This window comes from Acinetobacter sp. FB, from assembly GCF_056033405.1.
This window is the reverse complement of sequence record NZ_CM148502.1, coordinates 1371163-1387532: the sequence shown is the minus strand read 5'-3', so window position 1 is coordinate 1387532 and position 16370 is coordinate 1371163. Positions and strand designations below refer to the sequence as shown.

General features: G+C 40.3%; 14 protein-coding genes. 1 reads left to right on the top strand and 13 read right to left on the bottom strand.

From position 1 onward, the window contains the following. Positions 1-80: 80 nt before the first annotated feature. The 3 genes from hutU to hutC all read right to left on the bottom strand — a co-directional run bounded on the left by hutU (position 81) and on the right by hutC (position 3326). On the bottom strand, positions 81-1757 hold the full coding sequence (hutU, locus tag AC0JIQ_RS06430) for a urocanate hydratase (RefSeq protein WP_474203011.1): 1677 nt from the start codon (positions 1755-1757) through the stop codon (positions 81-83). A gap of 238 nt (positions 1758-1995) precedes the next feature. After that, positions 1996-2577: a HutD/Ves family protein gene (locus AC0JIQ_RS06425; RefSeq protein WP_474203010.1), complete on the bottom strand. Its 582-nt coding sequence runs from the start codon at positions 2575-2577 to the stop codon at positions 1996-1998. Continuing rightward, positions 2574-3326: a histidine utilization repressor gene (hutC, locus tag AC0JIQ_RS06420; RefSeq protein ID WP_004662696.1), complete on the bottom strand. Its 753-nt coding sequence runs from the start codon at positions 3324-3326 to the stop codon at positions 2574-2576. The genes AC0JIQ_RS06425 and hutC overlap by 4 nt, the downstream gene beginning before the upstream one ends. 323 nt (positions 3327-3649) lie before the next feature. On the opposite strand from hutC, the gene AC0JIQ_RS06415 reads away from it, so the two are divergent. Further along, the gene (locus AC0JIQ_RS06415; RefSeq protein WP_474203009.1) at positions 3650-4774 is read left to right on the top strand and encodes a linear amide C-N hydrolase; all 1125 of its coding nucleotides are present in this window, start codon (positions 3650-3652) and stop codon (positions 4772-4774) included. A gap of 66 nt (positions 4775-4840) precedes the next feature. Here the strand turns inward: AC0JIQ_RS06415 and AC0JIQ_RS06410 are convergent, their stop codons facing one another. The 10 genes from AC0JIQ_RS06410 to pcaB all read right to left on the bottom strand — a co-directional run bounded on the left by AC0JIQ_RS06410 (position 4841) and on the right by pcaB (position 16368). Beyond that, a complete protein-coding gene (locus AC0JIQ_RS06410) occupies positions 4841-7264 on the bottom strand; it encodes a glucose/quinate/shikimate family membrane-bound PQQ-dependent dehydrogenase (protein WP_474203008.1) in 2424 nt (807 codons plus the stop codon). 16 nt (positions 7265-7280) lie between these two features. Beyond that, positions 7281-8612: a carbohydrate porin gene (locus tag AC0JIQ_RS06405; RefSeq protein ID WP_474203007.1), complete on the bottom strand. Its 1332-nt coding sequence runs from the start codon at positions 8610-8612 to the stop codon at positions 7281-7283. Positions 8613-8630: 18 nt separating this feature from the next. Then, positions 8631-10091: a right-handed parallel beta-helix repeat-containing protein gene (locus AC0JIQ_RS06400; protein WP_474203006.1), complete on the bottom strand. Its 1461-nt coding sequence runs from the start codon at positions 10089-10091 to the stop codon at positions 8631-8633. 20 nt (positions 10092-10111) lie between these two features. After that, positions 10112-10951, bottom strand: a complete 840-nt coding sequence (gene aroD, locus AC0JIQ_RS06395) for a type I 3-dehydroquinate dehydratase (RefSeq protein WP_474203005.1) — start codon at positions 10949-10951, stop codon at positions 10112-10114. A 68-nt stretch (positions 10952-11019) separates the two neighbouring features. Next, positions 11020-11649, bottom strand: coding sequence for a protocatechuate 3,4-dioxygenase subunit alpha (pcaG, locus tag AC0JIQ_RS06390; RefSeq protein ID WP_474203004.1), 630 nt, complete (start codon positions 11647-11649; stop codon positions 11020-11022). Positions 11650-11661: 12 nt separating this feature from the next. Then, complete coding sequence (pcaH, locus tag AC0JIQ_RS06385; protein WP_474203003.1) at positions 11662-12387, bottom strand: protocatechuate 3,4-dioxygenase subunit beta; 726 nt, start codon at positions 12385-12387, stop codon at positions 11662-11664. Positions 12388-12397: 10 nt separating this feature from the next. Beyond that, a complete protein-coding gene (gene pcaC / locus AC0JIQ_RS06380; protein WP_050040213.1) occupies positions 12398-12811 on the bottom strand; it encodes a 4-carboxymuconolactone decarboxylase in 414 nt (137 codons plus the stop codon). 24 nt (positions 12812-12835) lie between these two features. Next, on the bottom strand, positions 12836-14188 hold the full coding sequence (gene pcaK / locus AC0JIQ_RS06375) for a 4-hydroxybenzoate transporter PcaK (RefSeq protein ID WP_474203002.1): 1353 nt from the start codon (positions 14186-14188) through the stop codon (positions 12836-12838). Between the two features lie 42 nt (positions 14189-14230). After that, positions 14231-15016: a 3-oxoadipate enol-lactonase gene (gene pcaD, locus AC0JIQ_RS06370; protein ID WP_474203001.1), complete on the bottom strand. Its 786-nt coding sequence runs from the start codon at positions 15014-15016 to the stop codon at positions 14231-14233. After that, complete coding sequence (gene pcaB / locus AC0JIQ_RS06365; protein ID WP_474203000.1) at positions 15013-16368, bottom strand: 3-carboxy-cis,cis-muconate cycloisomerase; 1356 nt, start codon at positions 16366-16368, stop codon at positions 15013-15015. Before pcaB ends, pcaD begins: the two co-directional genes overlap by 4 nt. Positions 16369-16370: the final 2 nt, after the last annotated feature.

The window sequence follows — 16370 nt, the reverse complement described above, 5'->3', positions numbered from 1 at the left end:
GGCGTCCTGTTTTGCACTCTATTGTTCGCTTACGATGCCGCTTACACAATTGCAAAAAGCATCGTAATGTCCTTGTCTGTTTATTGTGTGATCATCGGCAAGTTCAAGCCTTGCTCTTTGGCACAATCAATCGCAATGTCATAACCTGCATCAGCATGACGCATCACCCCTGTTGCAGGGTCATTGGTCAATACACGTGCAATACGTGCTGCTGCCTCATCTGTACCATCACATACGATCACCACACCTGAGTGTTGAGAGAAGCCCATACCTACACCACCGCCGTGATGTAATGACACCCAAGTCGCACCACCTGCTGTGTTGAGCAAGGCATTTAATAACGGCCAGTCAGATACGGCATCTGAACCATCTTTCATTGATTCTGTTTCACGGTTTGGACTAGACACTGAACCTGAATCGAGGTGATCACGACCAATCACAATTGGTGCTGAAAGTTCACCACTACGCACCATTTCATTAAATGCCAAACCGAGTTTTGCACGTAAACCTAAGCCGACCCAGCAAATACGCGCTGGTAAACCTTGGAAGCTAATACGTTCACGCGCCATATCTAACCAGCGATGTAAATGTTCATCATCTGGAATGAGTTCTTTTACTTTGGCATCTGTCTTATAGATATCTTCTGGATCACCGGAAAGTGCAGCCCAACGGAATGGACCAATACCGCGACAGAACAATGGACGGATATAAGCTGGAACAAAACCTGGGAAATCAAAGGCATTTGCTACGCCTTCATCTTGTGCCATTTGACGGATGTTATTGCCATAGTCAAAGGTTGGAACACCCATTTTTTGGAAATCCAACATGGCTTGAACGTGCTGCGCCATCGATTGTTTAGCCGCTTTGACCACAACTTCTGGTTCAGTTTTAGCGCGCTGACGGTATTCTTCCCATGTCCAGCCAATTGGCAAATAACCATTCAATGGATCATGTGCGCTCGTTTGGTCTGTCACCATATCAGGATGTACACCGCGACGAACCAACTCAGGTAAAATTTCTGCTGCATTGCCATGTAGTGCAATCGAAACCGCCTTACCTTCTTTGGTATATTTTTCAATACGTGCTAACGCATCATCTAAATCAGTTGCTTGCTCATCGACATAACGGGTACGTAAACGGAAATCGATACTGCTTTGTTGGCATTCGATATTGAGTGAGCATGCGCCTGCAAGTGTTGCAGCTAAAGGTTGTGCTCCGCCCATACCACCTAAACCAGCAGTCAAGACCCAACGACCTGTCAAATCACCGTTATAGTGTTGGCGACCTGCTTCTACAAACGTTTCATAGGTACCTTGTACAATGCCTTGGCTACCAATATAAATCCAAGAACCCGCTGTCATCTGACCATACATTGCCAAACCTTTCGCATCCAATTCATTGAAATGCTCCCAAGTTCCCCAATGTGGTACAAGATTCGAGTTCGCAATCAAAACACGTGGTGCGTCTTTATGCGTTTTAAAAACACCGACTGGCTTACCAGATTGAACCAATAAGGTTTCATCAGTTTCTAAATTCTTTAGCGTTTCAACGATCTTGTCAAAACATTCCCAGTTACGTGCAGCGCGACCAATACCACCGTAAACAACAAGCTCTTTTGGATTTTCTGCAACATCAGGATCAAGATTATTCATCAACATGCGAAGTGGTGCTTCAGTTAACCAGCTTTTTGCATTGAGCTGTGTACCACGCGGTGCTCGAATTTCTACATCACGAAATTTTGTTGTCGTTGTTGTCACAATCGGACTCCTTCCTTTGAGATTTGAACCGTAAATTAATCTGCTTTTACTGTATAGCAATGTATTAACTTGTATATACATCCATATACTACACAAATCTTTTATCTTGAAAAGATGCATTTTTATTCTTTTATAAAAATAAATTACAAGTTAATGAAATTAATTGATTTATTTTTTAATTGACAATAAAAAACCCATACAACCACAAATTGTATGGGTTTAAAAAAGTGAAGATAATTTAGATTTTTATCAGTTCAATTAGACAAATTTTCTTTAAAATTTGTTGATCTAAAACAATATTTTTCAATAATTTTTCATTGTCAATTTTAAGACTATCTTGATGATCCAGATAAAAAATCTGTTGCGCAATTTCAACTTTTAAAAGTTCTAGGCTCTGATTAAAAATAAAAATGAAATCGGCTGAGCTAAATATTTCTGAGTTTGTAGAATCAACAATCCACTGGTATCGTGCGTGATATTTTTGTGGATCATAAATCAGATTAAAATCCCGAATAGATCCATCAATCAACTCACAACTGGTATTACTGTCACCATTAAATTGAACTGATTGTAAAGTTTTGAGGTGTCGAAAATGATTATCAATATTCAATACGATGCCCTGACCATCTAATACAGTCAGAATGCGTTGCATACCATTAAATTTGGAAAAATCACCCGATGTTTTAACATCAGCCATGGAAATTCGCCAATCAAACAGCTCTAGGCTATCACCCTCACTACGTGCAAGTTCAACCGTATAACCAGCACCATTTTTCCAGCGCATTCTCTTATAATTAACAGCTTTTAACAGCTCAATCATTGGGTAAATTTACCTTCCAAATAATAACGACTACCCGGATAAATCAATCGAGCACTAGAAATCAATTGTTTGTTTGACCATGTACGGCGACGAATCAATAAGCATGGTTCTGTCTTGTTAATTTTCAACCATTTACACTCTTGTGCTGAAGCTAGAATTGCTGTTACGACATGCTCACCTTCGGTTACAGGCGCTTTCGACATCAAATAAGCATTGGGTGTAATTGATTTAAAATCCTGCGCCAAATAATCAGGAATTAACACAGGATCAACCAAACGATCTTCAATCTGTACAGGTACATCATTTTCATAATGTACGATGATGGAATGGAATAACTTTTGTCCCTCTCGAATTTGCATAAGTACGCTTTGCTCTGTATTAGCTTGAATTTGTTCAAGTATTAATACTTCCGCACGATGCTTATGATTTCTGGCAATAATTTCTTCCGCAATGTTATTGACATGAAATAGAGCCGTTCGCCCTTGTCCTTCTGCTACAAAAGAGCCTACACCTTGTATACGCACCAATAAACCTTCGCTGGTGAGTTCACGCAAGGCACGATTGACCGTCATACGGCTACAACCCAACAAATTAACCAATTCACTCTCAGAAGGAATCTTTTTATTTACAGACCAAGTTCCTTCATAGATTTTCTGTGAAATCATTTGTTTCACGCGCAAATACAATGGAATAGGACTATCTTCTTCTAAAGATAAATCCAGATCGTTTTGCTTTGACGCTCTTGACATTGGCTAAAACTCATACTAAATAATCTAAAGCATTGTATATGAATATGATGTTATTTGTATATACAAGCTTATACAATTGAATCATGTTTTACTTTATATACAGTGCTATAAAGATCGTTATTAACAAATATTATTTAAATGATTCATAAGAAAAATTAATTTATATTTATCAAACCATTATATTAAATAGAGAAATTGACTTTAAAAAAATCATCTGATAATTTCTAAACTTATTTATTTTTATGACATACACAATTGCTCTAAAAATAAATTATCAATTTAAAAATAATTATTTTATTCATAATCAAAAGAGAAAATAATATATGTGTACTGAGTTTATTTTACCTCAATCAACAGGTTATCGAATTTCAGGTCGTACAATGGATTTTGCAGCTACATTTACATGGCAATTGGCTGCCATACCCGTTGCAACCAGCTTAAAAGCCATTGATAGTCTGAATCCCAATACTCCTGCATATAAATGGCAAGCAAAATATGGGTTTATGGGTATTGGTATTAAATTACCTTTAAATTTATTGGATACCAAAGTTTCTGATGCTATGAATACTGAAGGATTCTCAGCAGCAGCACTGTGGCTTCCACCATCGATTTATCCTAAAAAAGCTGATGCTCCACAACATGCAAAACTCATTTCTGCACTTGATATTTGTGGTTGGGCTGTTTCTAATTATTCTTCAGTTGAAACATTAAAAAACGATTTATATGCTATTCAACAAGGTAAAACTACATCTTTAGGTGAAACTCTATATTTCTGGGACCCATTACAATTTTCTGAACATACAGAACTCAATCAAAGTAATGAAGTAAAAAATTTAATTCCTATTCATTTCCAATTCCACGATAAAACAGGAGCAAGTTTAGTTCTTGAATTCCGTGATGGTGCTTTATCGATTACTGATAATAGTGATATTGGTGTGATGACAAATAACCCGTTTATTGATTGGCATCGAACAAATTTGGAAAACTATTTAGGCGTCACAAATGTCGAAACAGATAATAAAACCATCATTGGTTTGAATGTTAATAAAGCCGGAAATGGTGGTGGTTCCATTGGTTTATCTTCATCAGCATTACCCGCCGACCGTTTCCTACGCACTACAATGACATTGAATTATTCAATGTTATGGTTAAATCAAAATCCTAAACCAAGCAACAATGCTGCGATTGCCCACACCATGAATGTCATTAAAGGTATTTATGTAACACGTGGGCAGTGTATTGACCAAAGCAGTAATCCTAAAGGAGACTATACTCAATGGGAAATTGTGCGCGATCATGAAAATCAAGTTTTTTATATCGCAACCACAGCCAGTTTAGGTTTTTGGCAAGTCAATTTTTCAGATTACCAACTTCAAGAAAATGCAAAACCGCAATTTGTGGTAATTTCAGATGCGATTCAAATGCCTATTTTGAAAGCTTCAGCTTGATTCAATACAAAATAAAAACCTGCAATAATTCAATTATTGCAGGTTTTCAAAATGCCTTTTAAACGATTATTGCAAGCTGTACGCAATCACATAATCACCATGATCAGGCGATTGACGAGCTCCGCCCGCCGTAATCATCACATACTGTTTGCCTGTTTTAGGTGAAACATAACTGATCGGCGTTGCTTGGCTACCAACAGGTAAACGTGATTTCCACAACTCTTTACCCGTTGAAGAATCTAATGCACGTAAATAATAGTCTTGTGTTGCTGCAAAGAAGACTAAACCACCTTGAGTTGCCATTGGTCCACCAATTGTAGGCATACCGATTGGTGCTTTCAGCCCCATTTTGATACCCATCGGGCCAGTATCTTCTACTGTTCCCATTGGTACTTGCCATGCAATTTGACGTGTTTTCATATCAATTGCAGTCATCGTACCGTATGGTGGTTTTTGACATGGAATATTAAACGCTGACCAAAAGCGGTTTTTGTCTACTTTATATGGTGTGCCTTTCATTGGCACTGCACCCATACCTGTATTGACTTTTTCTCCACCGCTCGCTTCAAGCGCTAAATCTTCTGGCGTTTGCTCAATTAATCTAATCCATAAGCCTAAACGCATGTCATTCACAAACATATATTGATGGCTTGGATCAAACGCAATACTGCCCCAATTCATCCCCCCTAAAGAACCCGGAAAGCTGAGTGAAACATCTTTACCTGGTGCGGTAAATAAACCTTCGTAACGCATTGATTTGAAGTTGATACGACACATCAATTGATCAAATGGTGTTGCACCCCACATATCTGATTCAGTTAAGGTTTGATTACCAATTTGAGGCATTTCAACTGAACGAGGTTGTGTCGGACTGTACTGTTCACCTTTAATATCAGCAGGTTTTACAGGCTGCTCAATCACTTTTGTCAGAGGCTGACCTGTGACACGATCTAAGACAAAAAATTGACCTGATTTTGTTCCAATTACCACCGCAGGTTTGTTTGTTCCGTCTTTCATTGGGAAGTCAATAAGACTTGGTTGCATTGGTAAATCAAAATCCCATAAATCATTATGAACAGTTTGATATACCCATTTTTCTTTACCTGTTGTTGCATCTAAAGCCAAAACAGATGAGTTGTACTTGTGATCGAGTGGCTGACGATTACCGCCCCAAACATCTACAGATGAACTTCCCATAGGTAAAAATACGGTGTTCATTTGCGGATCATAAGACATGGCTGCCCATGAGTTCGCTGAACTACGCTTATAGGTTTCACCATCTTTAAGTACATAGTTTGGATCAGGATTACGTGGATCAAATGCCCAACGTAATTCACCTGTAATGACATCGTACGCACGAATTACACCACCTGGCATATCTGCCGCAAAGTTATCTGCAATACGGCTACCAATGACCAATACTGAACCAGCCACCGTTGGCGCAGAAGTGACTTCAAAACGTGGGGCTTTAGTGCCCTCGCCCAATCCTTTTAATAAATCAACAGTACCATCTACACCAAAGTCTTTACAGCGCTCACCTGTGTCAGCATTGACAGCAATCAAACGACCATCAGGAGTATTGGTATAAACACGGCGTAAACAAGAAGTATTTGTTGCAACAGCTTTGACTGGAGTTGCGCCGACTAAGGTTGGTTGTTGCAATGTTTGAGTTGAATCAAAGTATGCAACTCCACGACAACGTTCCCACGCATCCGCTTTAGAATTCACTTCAGCTTTCCAAAGTTGTTTGCCTGAATCGGCCTCTAAAGCAAAAATATTATTGTGCGGTGTGCATAAGAAAAGTTTATTGCCAACCTGCAATGGTGTCATTTGATCTTCAGCACCATTACCTGATCCTGTGGTGAAGTCACCTGTACGGAAGCGCCAAACTTCTTTTAATTGATGTACATTGTCACGGGTAATTTGATCTAAAGCTGCGAAACGACTACCACCAGCATCCTGTCCATAATGTTGCCAATTGGTTTGCTTCATATCTGCTTTAACTGGAACCAATGGCAATTGCGCACCAGAAGCCGTGACCGTTGGGTGTGGAATAAACATTTGATAAAAACCAAAGATCATACCCAATACAGTCAAACTACCCACTGCATAAGCAGGCATAGCTGATATAGGTTGAAACTGATAACGACGTATCGCAGGTAAAGTCAGAATGAGAGCTGCAAATAAACCTGCTGGAAACATAAGTCTTGAGAATAGTGGCCAAAATTCCCAGCCAGCATCAACCAATGCCCAAATCACCGTTCCTGCAAAAACAAGACTAAATAACCAGACACCTAATACCTTTTTCTTAAAAATATAAAGTGCGGATGCCAATGTTAATAGACCAGAGATCACGAAATACCATGATCCGCCTAATATCACCAACTTCACACCACCGACTGTAAAAAACAATCCTGTCAGTAGCAAAGCTAGTCCTAAAATAAAACACCATATTTTCAGTATGATATGTGAGCTTGTAGATTCAGACATACGTCATACTCCTATATTAGAAATTCACGCGCATACTTAAACCTGCAACCCACGCATCATCGACTTCTTTAACACCCGCAGGCTGATGAATATATTGTAGATTTGGTCTGAGCATGATCGCAGGTGACCATTGATAGGTATAGTTCAGCTCAACATTGAGCTCATCACGTTGTACGGGAACATAATCTGCCGCAAGTGCATCATATTCGTCATAGCCACGACTGGTATTGGTTGCAATTTGACGATCGGTATAACGATCATTGACTGAATAATTTGCAATACCAAAACTAATTGAATCATTTGGACGACTATCAAATGGTCCCTTGTACCACAGTGCGAGTTGTTGTGTACTTTGTACTGCCGTCGTTTCTTTATCATTTACAACTGCATTAAAGCTGACATATAAACCACGTTTGGGATCATTTCCTTTTTTGCTTAATTGTTGTTGTGCATTCAGCCAAAAACTATGTTTGCTATTGTGGACTTTACCTACAGTGGCAATATCATTCGCTTCTGCTGTTGAATACAATGCTCCTACCTTATATTCACCAGCCAAGCCGTCAAATACTGCTAATTTAGGTCGCCAAGCCAATTCAACAGGAATTGTTGCACCTTTGACATTGTCCATATCCAAGTTAAAACCATCATTTTTTCCAGTTTTAACGTTGTCAGGATTCACCTCGTAGACACCTACACCAAGCGTCCATTCTGGTGCAAATTGATATTTGACATTGGTACCCCATAGACCTACAGGTAAGTTATACCAAATCGAACCAATCGATTTTCCGAGTTGACCACCGCATAACAATAAGTTTTGAAATTCACATTGGGAACTATTGAAGTCATCAGACATCCCCATTCGACCAATCTTGAATTGAACCGTGTTATCCGCGAAACCTTTTTTGACCCAAGCTTGCGTTAAGCGCCATATTTTGCCGCGTCCATAGATTTCTTGACTATTTCCCAAAGCACTTGAACGTGGATCTTTAATACGATCCAAAGTTAAGGCATTACCATCGCGTTTCGTGATTAAGATGTTAGCAGTGGTATCTTTCCAGCCTGCAATTTTTTCTAAGTCAAAATTTGCACCTAAAGATAATTGCGCCGCATTTTTAAAGGCATTGTCATCGTTATAGCCACCATCTAAATTGGTGGCTGATTGACTCATAATCGCTGCGGTAAATTTATAACCGTCTTTTTCTAACTGTTGACGTTGTCCATTCCAATCACCTAGTAACCATTGACGATCTTGAGACCAAGCTTGATTTTGGTCAGCGAAGCTATGTTGGGCTGCACAGATCGCAATCGCCAAACAACTCATTTTGATCATTAAAGTTTTTGCACTCATATCAAAGCCTCCATGCTTCTATTTAAATTTTACTGCTGAGCTGAGTTCAGAAGTCGCACCTAAATGATCTGTAACGTTTGCGGTCACACTTGCTACTTTTGATGTTGGCTTATAAGCAACTTTTGCAATACCCTCTGCATTGGTCACAGCTACAACCGAAGCTAAATAAAATTCGGCTTCATTTGCATTTGCTGATGAGTTTCCAAACAATTCAACTTGATAACGCTGATGTGGTTGTCCTTTTATCTCAACAGCAATTTGACCCTTAAATAGGCTCAATGTCGGTGCTTGTATGCCCTGATTCGGTTGGGGATTACAGCCTTGCTCATTCGGTTGTTGGCAAGTTTTTTGTAGTTTGACTGGATCAATCTTTACACCATGCCCACGAGAACCGACAAAATGTGCATGCTCTAAACCTGGAATATCAAAAATAATCGCACCTAAACGTTGGTTCGGAACACAACTTCCGCCTGCTTCACAACGTTTGATGTCTTTGCCATTATTCCAAATTTGGTTCTTGGTTAGGGTGATATGGGCATTGGCATCTTTTTCAGAACGAATGGCGATTCCCACTCGATTGCCATGCACTTTATTGCTATCGAAGATATTGCCATCACCCGTTAGATTAAAACCATTCGAGTTATTGGTTAGTTCGTTATAAGCGATATAGTTGCGTTTGCCCCAGTTAATCTGCAAACCATCTGAATAATTTTCAAATTTGTTACCGACCACAGCATTATCATTCCCCCACAGAATCTCAATGCCTTGTGATGGCTCTGGATTTGCGGAAGTTGAAATAAAATGGTTGTTGGCAACGAGATTAAACGCAGCTCCGCGAGTTAATTCCAAACCATCGCCATTGTCTTGGAAATAATTGTCTAAAACCTTGTTGTTATTGGTGGTGGTTGCTGTTGGATTACCTTTGCCATCGTCACCCGTCAACATCACACCTGCACCGCCATAGTTGTGCATAATGCGGTTATGCTGAATCAAGTTGTTGCTGGCACGATTCATCAAGATACCGATACAAAAATGACGAATTTCTAAACCTTGAATGGTCACACCATTAATGTCACGTAAAACAATACCCGGTAAAGTCGTGGTACGCACATTGGTTCCAAACTGCCCTTCTACCGCTCCCGGACACGCCTCAACACCACGACCTTTAATATAATTTGAACCATCTACTGCGACAAACTCACCTGTTTTTGCCCATTGTGTACCGATGATTTTGACAGGTGCTTTAATTTCAGGAAGTGGGCTATTGACCTTGATTGCATACGGTGCTTGACCAACTGCTTGAATCAAAATTTCACTGGCTTCCGTTGGTTTGGTATTGGCTTGTTCAATTGCCCAACGAAGAGAACCTTTTTCAGAATCATCCTGATAACGATCAACCACATAAGTTTCAGCTACTGCCAAACTTGATACTGCTAAACCGATTGCAAGCGCACTTAAACGCAAAGAAACAACTTTCATTTTTAAAATCCTTTTTTCAATTATTGTGTTGGTTGAACTGTTTTTAACAACTGTTTGAGTTGGGTCACATCAATTTGACCAGGTGCCGATGCTTCACCAATCATGCCGAAGCTAAAGCTACCGCCCATATTTGCAGTTGCAATTCTTGAAATTGTGCCTAACTTACCCATCGACATGGTCAACAATGGTTTTTTAGATTGTTGGCTGACTTTTAAAGTCGCATTCATCAAAGTGAAAACATCTTGTTTGCTTTGTGGCATCACTGCGATTTTTAAAATATCAGCACCAAGCTCATCCTGTTTAAGAAGGCGCTTCACAATTTCATCTTCACTTGGAGTCTTCTGAAAATCGTGATTTGACATCACAATTAATACTTTTTTGTCATGCGCCAATTTGACTGTATTTTTAACCACCTGCTGATTGCGAAACATTTCTACATCCAACATGTCCATAAAAGGCTGTTTTAAATAAGCTTGATAGGTCTTGCCATAATCAGCATCACTAATGGTCAGTTTTCCACCCTCGTTGTGAGTGCGAATGGTTGCAATCATCGGTTTATCGCCTAGAACATTTTTTAATTCATGTCCTAATGCAATCACTTGTTTGCTATCAGCAGCAAAATCTAATAAATCAATCCGAAACTCTGCTAAATCAGCATCTTGATTGGCAGCAATCACTTTTGCTTGAGCGATCGCTTGTTCTTTAGTTTTTGCAGTAATGGGTACAATTGTTTTAACAGGGAGTTGTGCCAGTGCTGAAAGTTCAATCTTTTTTTGAACATTTTCTTGGGCTTGTACCATTTGAACCGTAAATAAAGGGCTAACAAGCAGTGTTAATGCTGCCAGTGTTTTCATTTTCATCATCATCTTCCTTAATGGATTGCCTGTCTTTCCCAAGAGCAAGCAATCATTCGTTATGCACTTAAAATTTAAATATCAAAAAAAACAGTTTCATATTCGCCCTGAATGCGAATATCAAAGCGATACACCACTTCACCATCCACTTCTGTGCGTTTGGCAATTAAGGTTTGACGACGTGTCGCCCATTCAATACTGTTTAGAACTGGATCATTGGCATTTGCTTCAATTTCATCATCAAAGTAGATACGCGTGTTTAAACCGATGTTGATCCCACGAGCAAAAAGTACGACTGCAATATGTGGTGCTTGAGTAGAGCCTTTACGTCCAGCAACAGCACCCGGTTTAATCGTATTGAAACTCCAAAAACCAGTTTCAAAATTTGCACCAGTACGCCCCCAACCTAGGAAGTTTGGATCAACTGTTTTGCCTTGAGTATCAGCTTGACTTGGGTAAACACCATTGGCATCGGCTTGCCAGATTTCTAACAACACATCTCGTAATGGCAAGCCAAGTCCATCAAATACTTGTCCTTCAAGGCGAATACGTTGACCTTGCGTTTTTTCACTCACCAACTGATTGTTAAAATTGTGTTCAAACACCTCAATATTGGCTTGCTGAGGTAACAAACCAATATGTACATAAGGGCCACCTGTTTGTGATGGGGTTTCTTTCAATTCCTGAAAATTCCACGCGTTCATTGTGTTACTCCCTTAAGTCAAATCATTTTCAAAATAAGTCGCACGACGACCACGAAGATGAATATCAAAGCGGTAACAACGGCTGTCAGCTTCAATGAAATTATTTTTATCTTCCAATGCAATCAAGGCACGACGTTGATCTTCAGATGGAATCGTTTTTAAAATTGGGCAAGAATCAATTAAAGTATCGCCTTCAAAGTAGAATTGCGAAATCAAGCGCTGTGCCCAGCCATCAGCGATCAAAGAAAAATGAACGTGCGCTGGACGCCATTCATTGATACGGTTACGCCACGGATATGGACCTGGTTTAATGGTACGGAAAATAAAGAAACCATTTTCATCGGTGAGCGTACGACCACAACCACCAAAGTTAGGGTCCATCGCACCGATAAACTTATCATTCGGGTGTCGATAACGACCTGACGCATTGGCTTGCCATACTTCTAATAAGGCATTTTTAACAGGACGACCAAATTGATCACGCACATAACCATGCACAATGATACGCTCACCAACAGGTAAACCATCTTTGGCATAGTTCAGAATCAAATCATTGTCTTTTGGGCCAAAAAGATTCGGTGAAAAATGGGGTGACGTCACTTCCGTCAAAGTTTCGTTGATTGAAATCAATGCATTTTTTGGCGAACGTAGCACACTGGTTTTATAGCCTGGTGTATATGCTGGCGGATGATCATCCGTATTACGTTGTGCATATGCACCCAATGTATGAATTAACATGCCTGTCTCCTTAATCCTGTGCTTGTGCCGAAACGGGTTGCACATCTATTCCAAGTTCTTTGAATACCTCTTCTGCCATATGCATTGCGGCATTTGCAGCAGGTAAACCGGCATACAAGGAACTATGTAAAATCAGTTCTTTGAGTTCATCCTTAGTTACACCGTTGTTAAAACAAGCACGTAAATGCATTCTGAGTTCATCTTCTCGCCCCAATGCCAACAAAATAGCAATGGTGACTAAGCTACGGGTATGACGTGGTAAACCTTCACGTGACCACACTTCACCCCAAGCAAATCGACTAATAAAGTTTTGAAAATCTTGGTTAAAGTCATTCAGGTTCTCTAAAGAACGCCCGACATGTTTTTCACCAAGTACTTCAGTCCGAACTTTTAGCCCTTGTTGATAACGTTGTTCATCATTCATTGACGTTGTCCCTGATTATGAAAGTTAGGTCGCATCTGTATGCGCAACTAGAGATTTAACAAAAATCGCCACCGCAGCAGCCGTTGCTGGAATCATCAGTAAGCTGAGAATCGCTGTGAAAGACCAATCATTGCCTAACAAAACTGCACCAATCCAAGCACCAAACACTGCGCCGAATCGACCAATTCCTGTCATCCAAGAAATACCCGTTGCACGACATTGCGTTGGATAAAAGCGAGCACTTAAGGCTGGCATCGAAGACTGAGCACCGTTGATCGCAATACCTGCGCATAGCACGAGCAATGCCAATAAGGTTGGATTATTGAGACTTTGACCAACGGCAACTGCAAATAAACCTGCAATAAAGTAGAAAGCTGAAATGATGCGATTTGGATTGAAACGATCCATTGCCCACCCAATAAATAACGCGCTGAGTACACCACCGAATTGAAATAAACCACCGATAAATGCTGCACGCTCCATGGTTGCGCCTGTTTCACGCATCAAAGTTGGTAACCAACTGGTCAGCAGATAAATCACCACCAAACCCATGAAATAGGTCGACCACAATAAAATCGTGCCTTTTGCATACTGTTTTGAGAACAACATACCAAACACATTTTTCTTTTCAGCCACAGCCGATTGTTCTTCAGGAATATGAAACTCGGTTATGCCGTGTACTTTTTCAGGTGCAATATGACTTAGAATTTTGCGAACCTTTTCTGGGTTTTTACCTTTTACAATCAAAAATCGATATGACTCAGGTAAGCAGAAAATCACCAAAAGCATTAAAATGAGTGGCGACCAACCGCCTAATAAAAACAAGCTGTGCCATCCAAAAGTTGGGATTAACCAACTACTGATAAAACCACCTGTTGCCATACCCAAGTTATAGCCACAAAACATACAAGTGATCAGTAGCGAACGAATCCGATTTGGACAATATTCAGAGAATAACGTGGTGGCATTTGGCATTGCCGCACCAAGCCCAATCCCTGTCAGAAATCGCAATACAACCAAACTGTCTAAGTTGGTTGCATAGGCTGATGCCAAAGTGAAACCACCAAAAACCAGCATCGAAATGGTTAAAACAATTTTCCGTCCGAAACGATCTGCTGTTGGACCTGATACCAATGCACCAATAATCATGCCGCCAAGTGCAGCACTCATGACTGGTCCAAGCTGAGAACGATCAATTCCCCAATCTTGCGCCAATGCAGGTGCAATAAAGCCCATTGCTGCAGTGTCGATCCCATCAACGAATACAATGAGAAAACAAATGATTGCAATCATCCATTGATACTTACTAATGGGTGCATCATTGATGAGTGACTGAGCATCCACACTGCTTTTTTGGGCAGCAAATTCCTGTGCCATAGTTGCCTCCTTGTAGGCGAATTCCTTTCTAACCCTGTTCGGTTATATCTTTTGAATAAACTTGGTCAATGTTTGGTTAAACACTTGTGGTTGCTCAATATTTGATAGATGCGAAGCTGCCAAAATTTCGAGCTGACTGTTTGAAATTGATAAATACATAAACTCTGCATCTTTAACCGTCGTTACAGGGTCAAACTGACCTGCAATAATTAAAGTGGGAATTTGAATGTGTTGAAGTTGATCTCGTAAATCTGCATCTGCCAAAGCTCGACATGCATTTGCATAGCCTTGTGAAGGCGTTATAGACAAGCTTTGAATGGTTTTTTGAGCTAATACATCATGGACGTAATCAAAATGCTCACTAAACCAACGTGTGTGAGTCGTTTTAACAAGCTCAGCTAAGCCATTTTGTTGTACGCTAGCTGCGCGACTGTTCCATGCTTCAACAGTTCCAATTTTTGCAGCAGAGTTTGCGATCGTAACGCTTAGGAATCGGTCAGTATGATGGATCGCTAAATACAATCCAGTAATACCACCCATTGATATTCCACAAAAATGGGCTTTGTCAATATTTAGGGCATCTAAGATATCCACCACATCTTCAGCAAGATTTTGCAATGTGCTGCTAGCGATCACATTACTCGCACCATGACCACGCGTATCGTAAGTCACAACCTGATACTGTTCTGTGAAGGCTGCAACTTGCGCTTGCCACATCACATGATCAGTCCCAAGTGAATTGGAAAAGATAATGACAGGTGCATCTTTTAGGCCTTGTAATTGCACTGCAAGTTGATATCCTTGACGATTATGAATATTGATCATCATTTCGACTCTCCTTGAACTGCTTGCAAAACTGCATCAATTTGCGCTTGGATATTGCCCAAATAGGACTCAGGTTTAAAAAGTGCGTCTAAATCAGATGTGGTGAAGTGATCTTTAACTTCATCTAATTGAGATAAAATATTTTTTAAATGAGTTCGTTGTTCGACTGCCTGCTGACATGCTTGCTCAACCACATGGTGTGCATTTAAGCGCCCAATTTTGCTTGCAAGCGCCATCATCATCGCTTCAGCCATAATCAAACCATCTGTACATTCAAGATTGCGCTGCATTGCTTCAGGATTGACTTGCATATTTTCTAGCACATCATTTGCACGCTCTAATGCGCCTGCACATAACTGGAAAATCTCAGGAATCGCTAACCATTCCGCATGCCAAGCACCTAAAGCACGTTCATGCTCTTGCACCATACTTTGATAGACACTTGCCATCAGTGCAGGTACACGATTTGCCGCTGCAAGAATTGAAGCGGCTGCAACGGGGTTACGCTTATGTGGCATGGTAGATGAACCACCCCGACCTTTTGCCGTTGGCTCAAAAACTTCAGCAATCTCTGTTTGCATGAGTAATGACCAATCACATGCGATCTTGCCTAAGTTGCCAACAATAATCGCAAGCACACTCGCAATCTCAACGATACGATCACGCTCACCATGCCATGTACATTCAGGTGTAGTCAGTTTTAATTCAATCGCAAAGGCTTGAACGACAGCAGAACCTTGATTTTGCAAAGATGCCAATGAACCCACTGCACCACCGAGTTGTGCAGTCAACACACGTGTTTTCATTGCTTGCAAACGATCAATATCACGCTTCAATGCAGCTGCATAACGTGCAAATTTATGCCCTAAGGTAATCGGCAACGCTTGCTGTAACCATGTTCGCCCAATCATCACTTGGTCACGGTAATATTCAGCTTGTTTAAGTGAAATTTGATATGAAAATTGAAGTTGCTTTTCAATCAATACCAACGCATCACGACATTGCAAAATCATTGCCGTATCAATGATATCCTGACTGGTTGCGCCCCAGTGCACATAACGAGCAGCATCTTCATTCTGTTGTTTAACAATCGCGGTGAATTGTTTCACAAAGGGAATCGCAATATTCCCAGCTAAACTAGTTGCAACAGCCAAACCATCAAAATCAATTTCTGCTAAGGCATTCTGCCCAACCTGCTCGATAATCGTGGCAGTAGATGTAGGAATTACATTTAGTTGTGCCTGAGCTTTAGCCAAAGCAACTTCTGCTTGGATCATATAATCCAATAAAGCACGATCACTAAAAATGGTAGTGACATCAGGCTGATAAAATAAGCTGGCGTATAACTGGCTCATGA

What these genes read in the sequence shown, in the direction of transcription:
- AC0JIQ_RS06425 (WP_474203010.1), bottom strand. Translation starts at nt 2,577, where the DNA reads ATGATTGAGCTGTTAAAAGCTGTTAATTATAAGAGAATGCGCTGGAAA.
- hutC (WP_004662696.1), bottom strand. Translation starts at nt 3,326, where the DNA reads ATGTCAAGAGCGTCAAAGCAAAACGATCTGGATTTATCTTTAGAAGAA.
- AC0JIQ_RS06415 (WP_474203009.1), top strand. Translation starts at nt 3,650, where the DNA reads ATGTGTACTGAGTTTATTTTACCTCAATCAACAGGTTATCGAATTTCA.
- AC0JIQ_RS06410 (WP_474203008.1), bottom strand. Translation starts at nt 7,264, where the DNA reads ATGTCTGAATCTACAAGCTCACATATCATACTGAAAATATGGTGTTTT.
- AC0JIQ_RS06405 (WP_474203007.1), bottom strand. Translation starts at nt 8,612, where the DNA reads ATGAGTGCAAAAACTTTAATGATCAAAATGAGTTGTTTGGCGATTGCG.
- AC0JIQ_RS06400 (WP_474203006.1), bottom strand. Translation starts at nt 10,091, where the DNA reads ATGAAAGTTGTTTCTTTGCGTTTAAGTGCGCTTGCAATCGGTTTAGCA.
- aroD (WP_474203005.1), bottom strand. Translation starts at nt 10,951, where the DNA reads ATGAAAATGAAAACACTGGCAGCATTAACACTGCTTGTTAGCCCTTTA.
- pcaG (WP_474203004.1), bottom strand. Translation starts at nt 11,649, where the DNA reads ATGAACGCGTGGAATTTTCAGGAATTGAAAGAAACCCCATCACAAACA.
- pcaH (WP_474203003.1), bottom strand. Translation starts at nt 12,387, where the DNA reads ATGTTAATTCATACATTGGGTGCATATGCACAACGTAATACGGATGAT.
- pcaC (WP_050040213.1), bottom strand. Translation starts at nt 12,811, where the DNA reads ATGAATGATGAACAACGTTATCAACAAGGGCTAAAAGTTCGGACTGAA.
- pcaK (WP_474203002.1), bottom strand. Translation starts at nt 14,188, where the DNA reads ATGGCACAGGAATTTGCTGCCCAAAAAAGCAGTGTGGATGCTCAGTCA.
- pcaD (WP_474203001.1), bottom strand. Translation starts at nt 15,016, where the DNA reads ATGATGATCAATATTCATAATCGTCAAGGATATCAACTTGCAGTGCAA.
- pcaB (WP_474203000.1), bottom strand. Translation starts at nt 16,368, where the DNA reads ATGAGCCAGTTATACGCCAGCTTATTTTATCAGCCTGATGTCACTACC.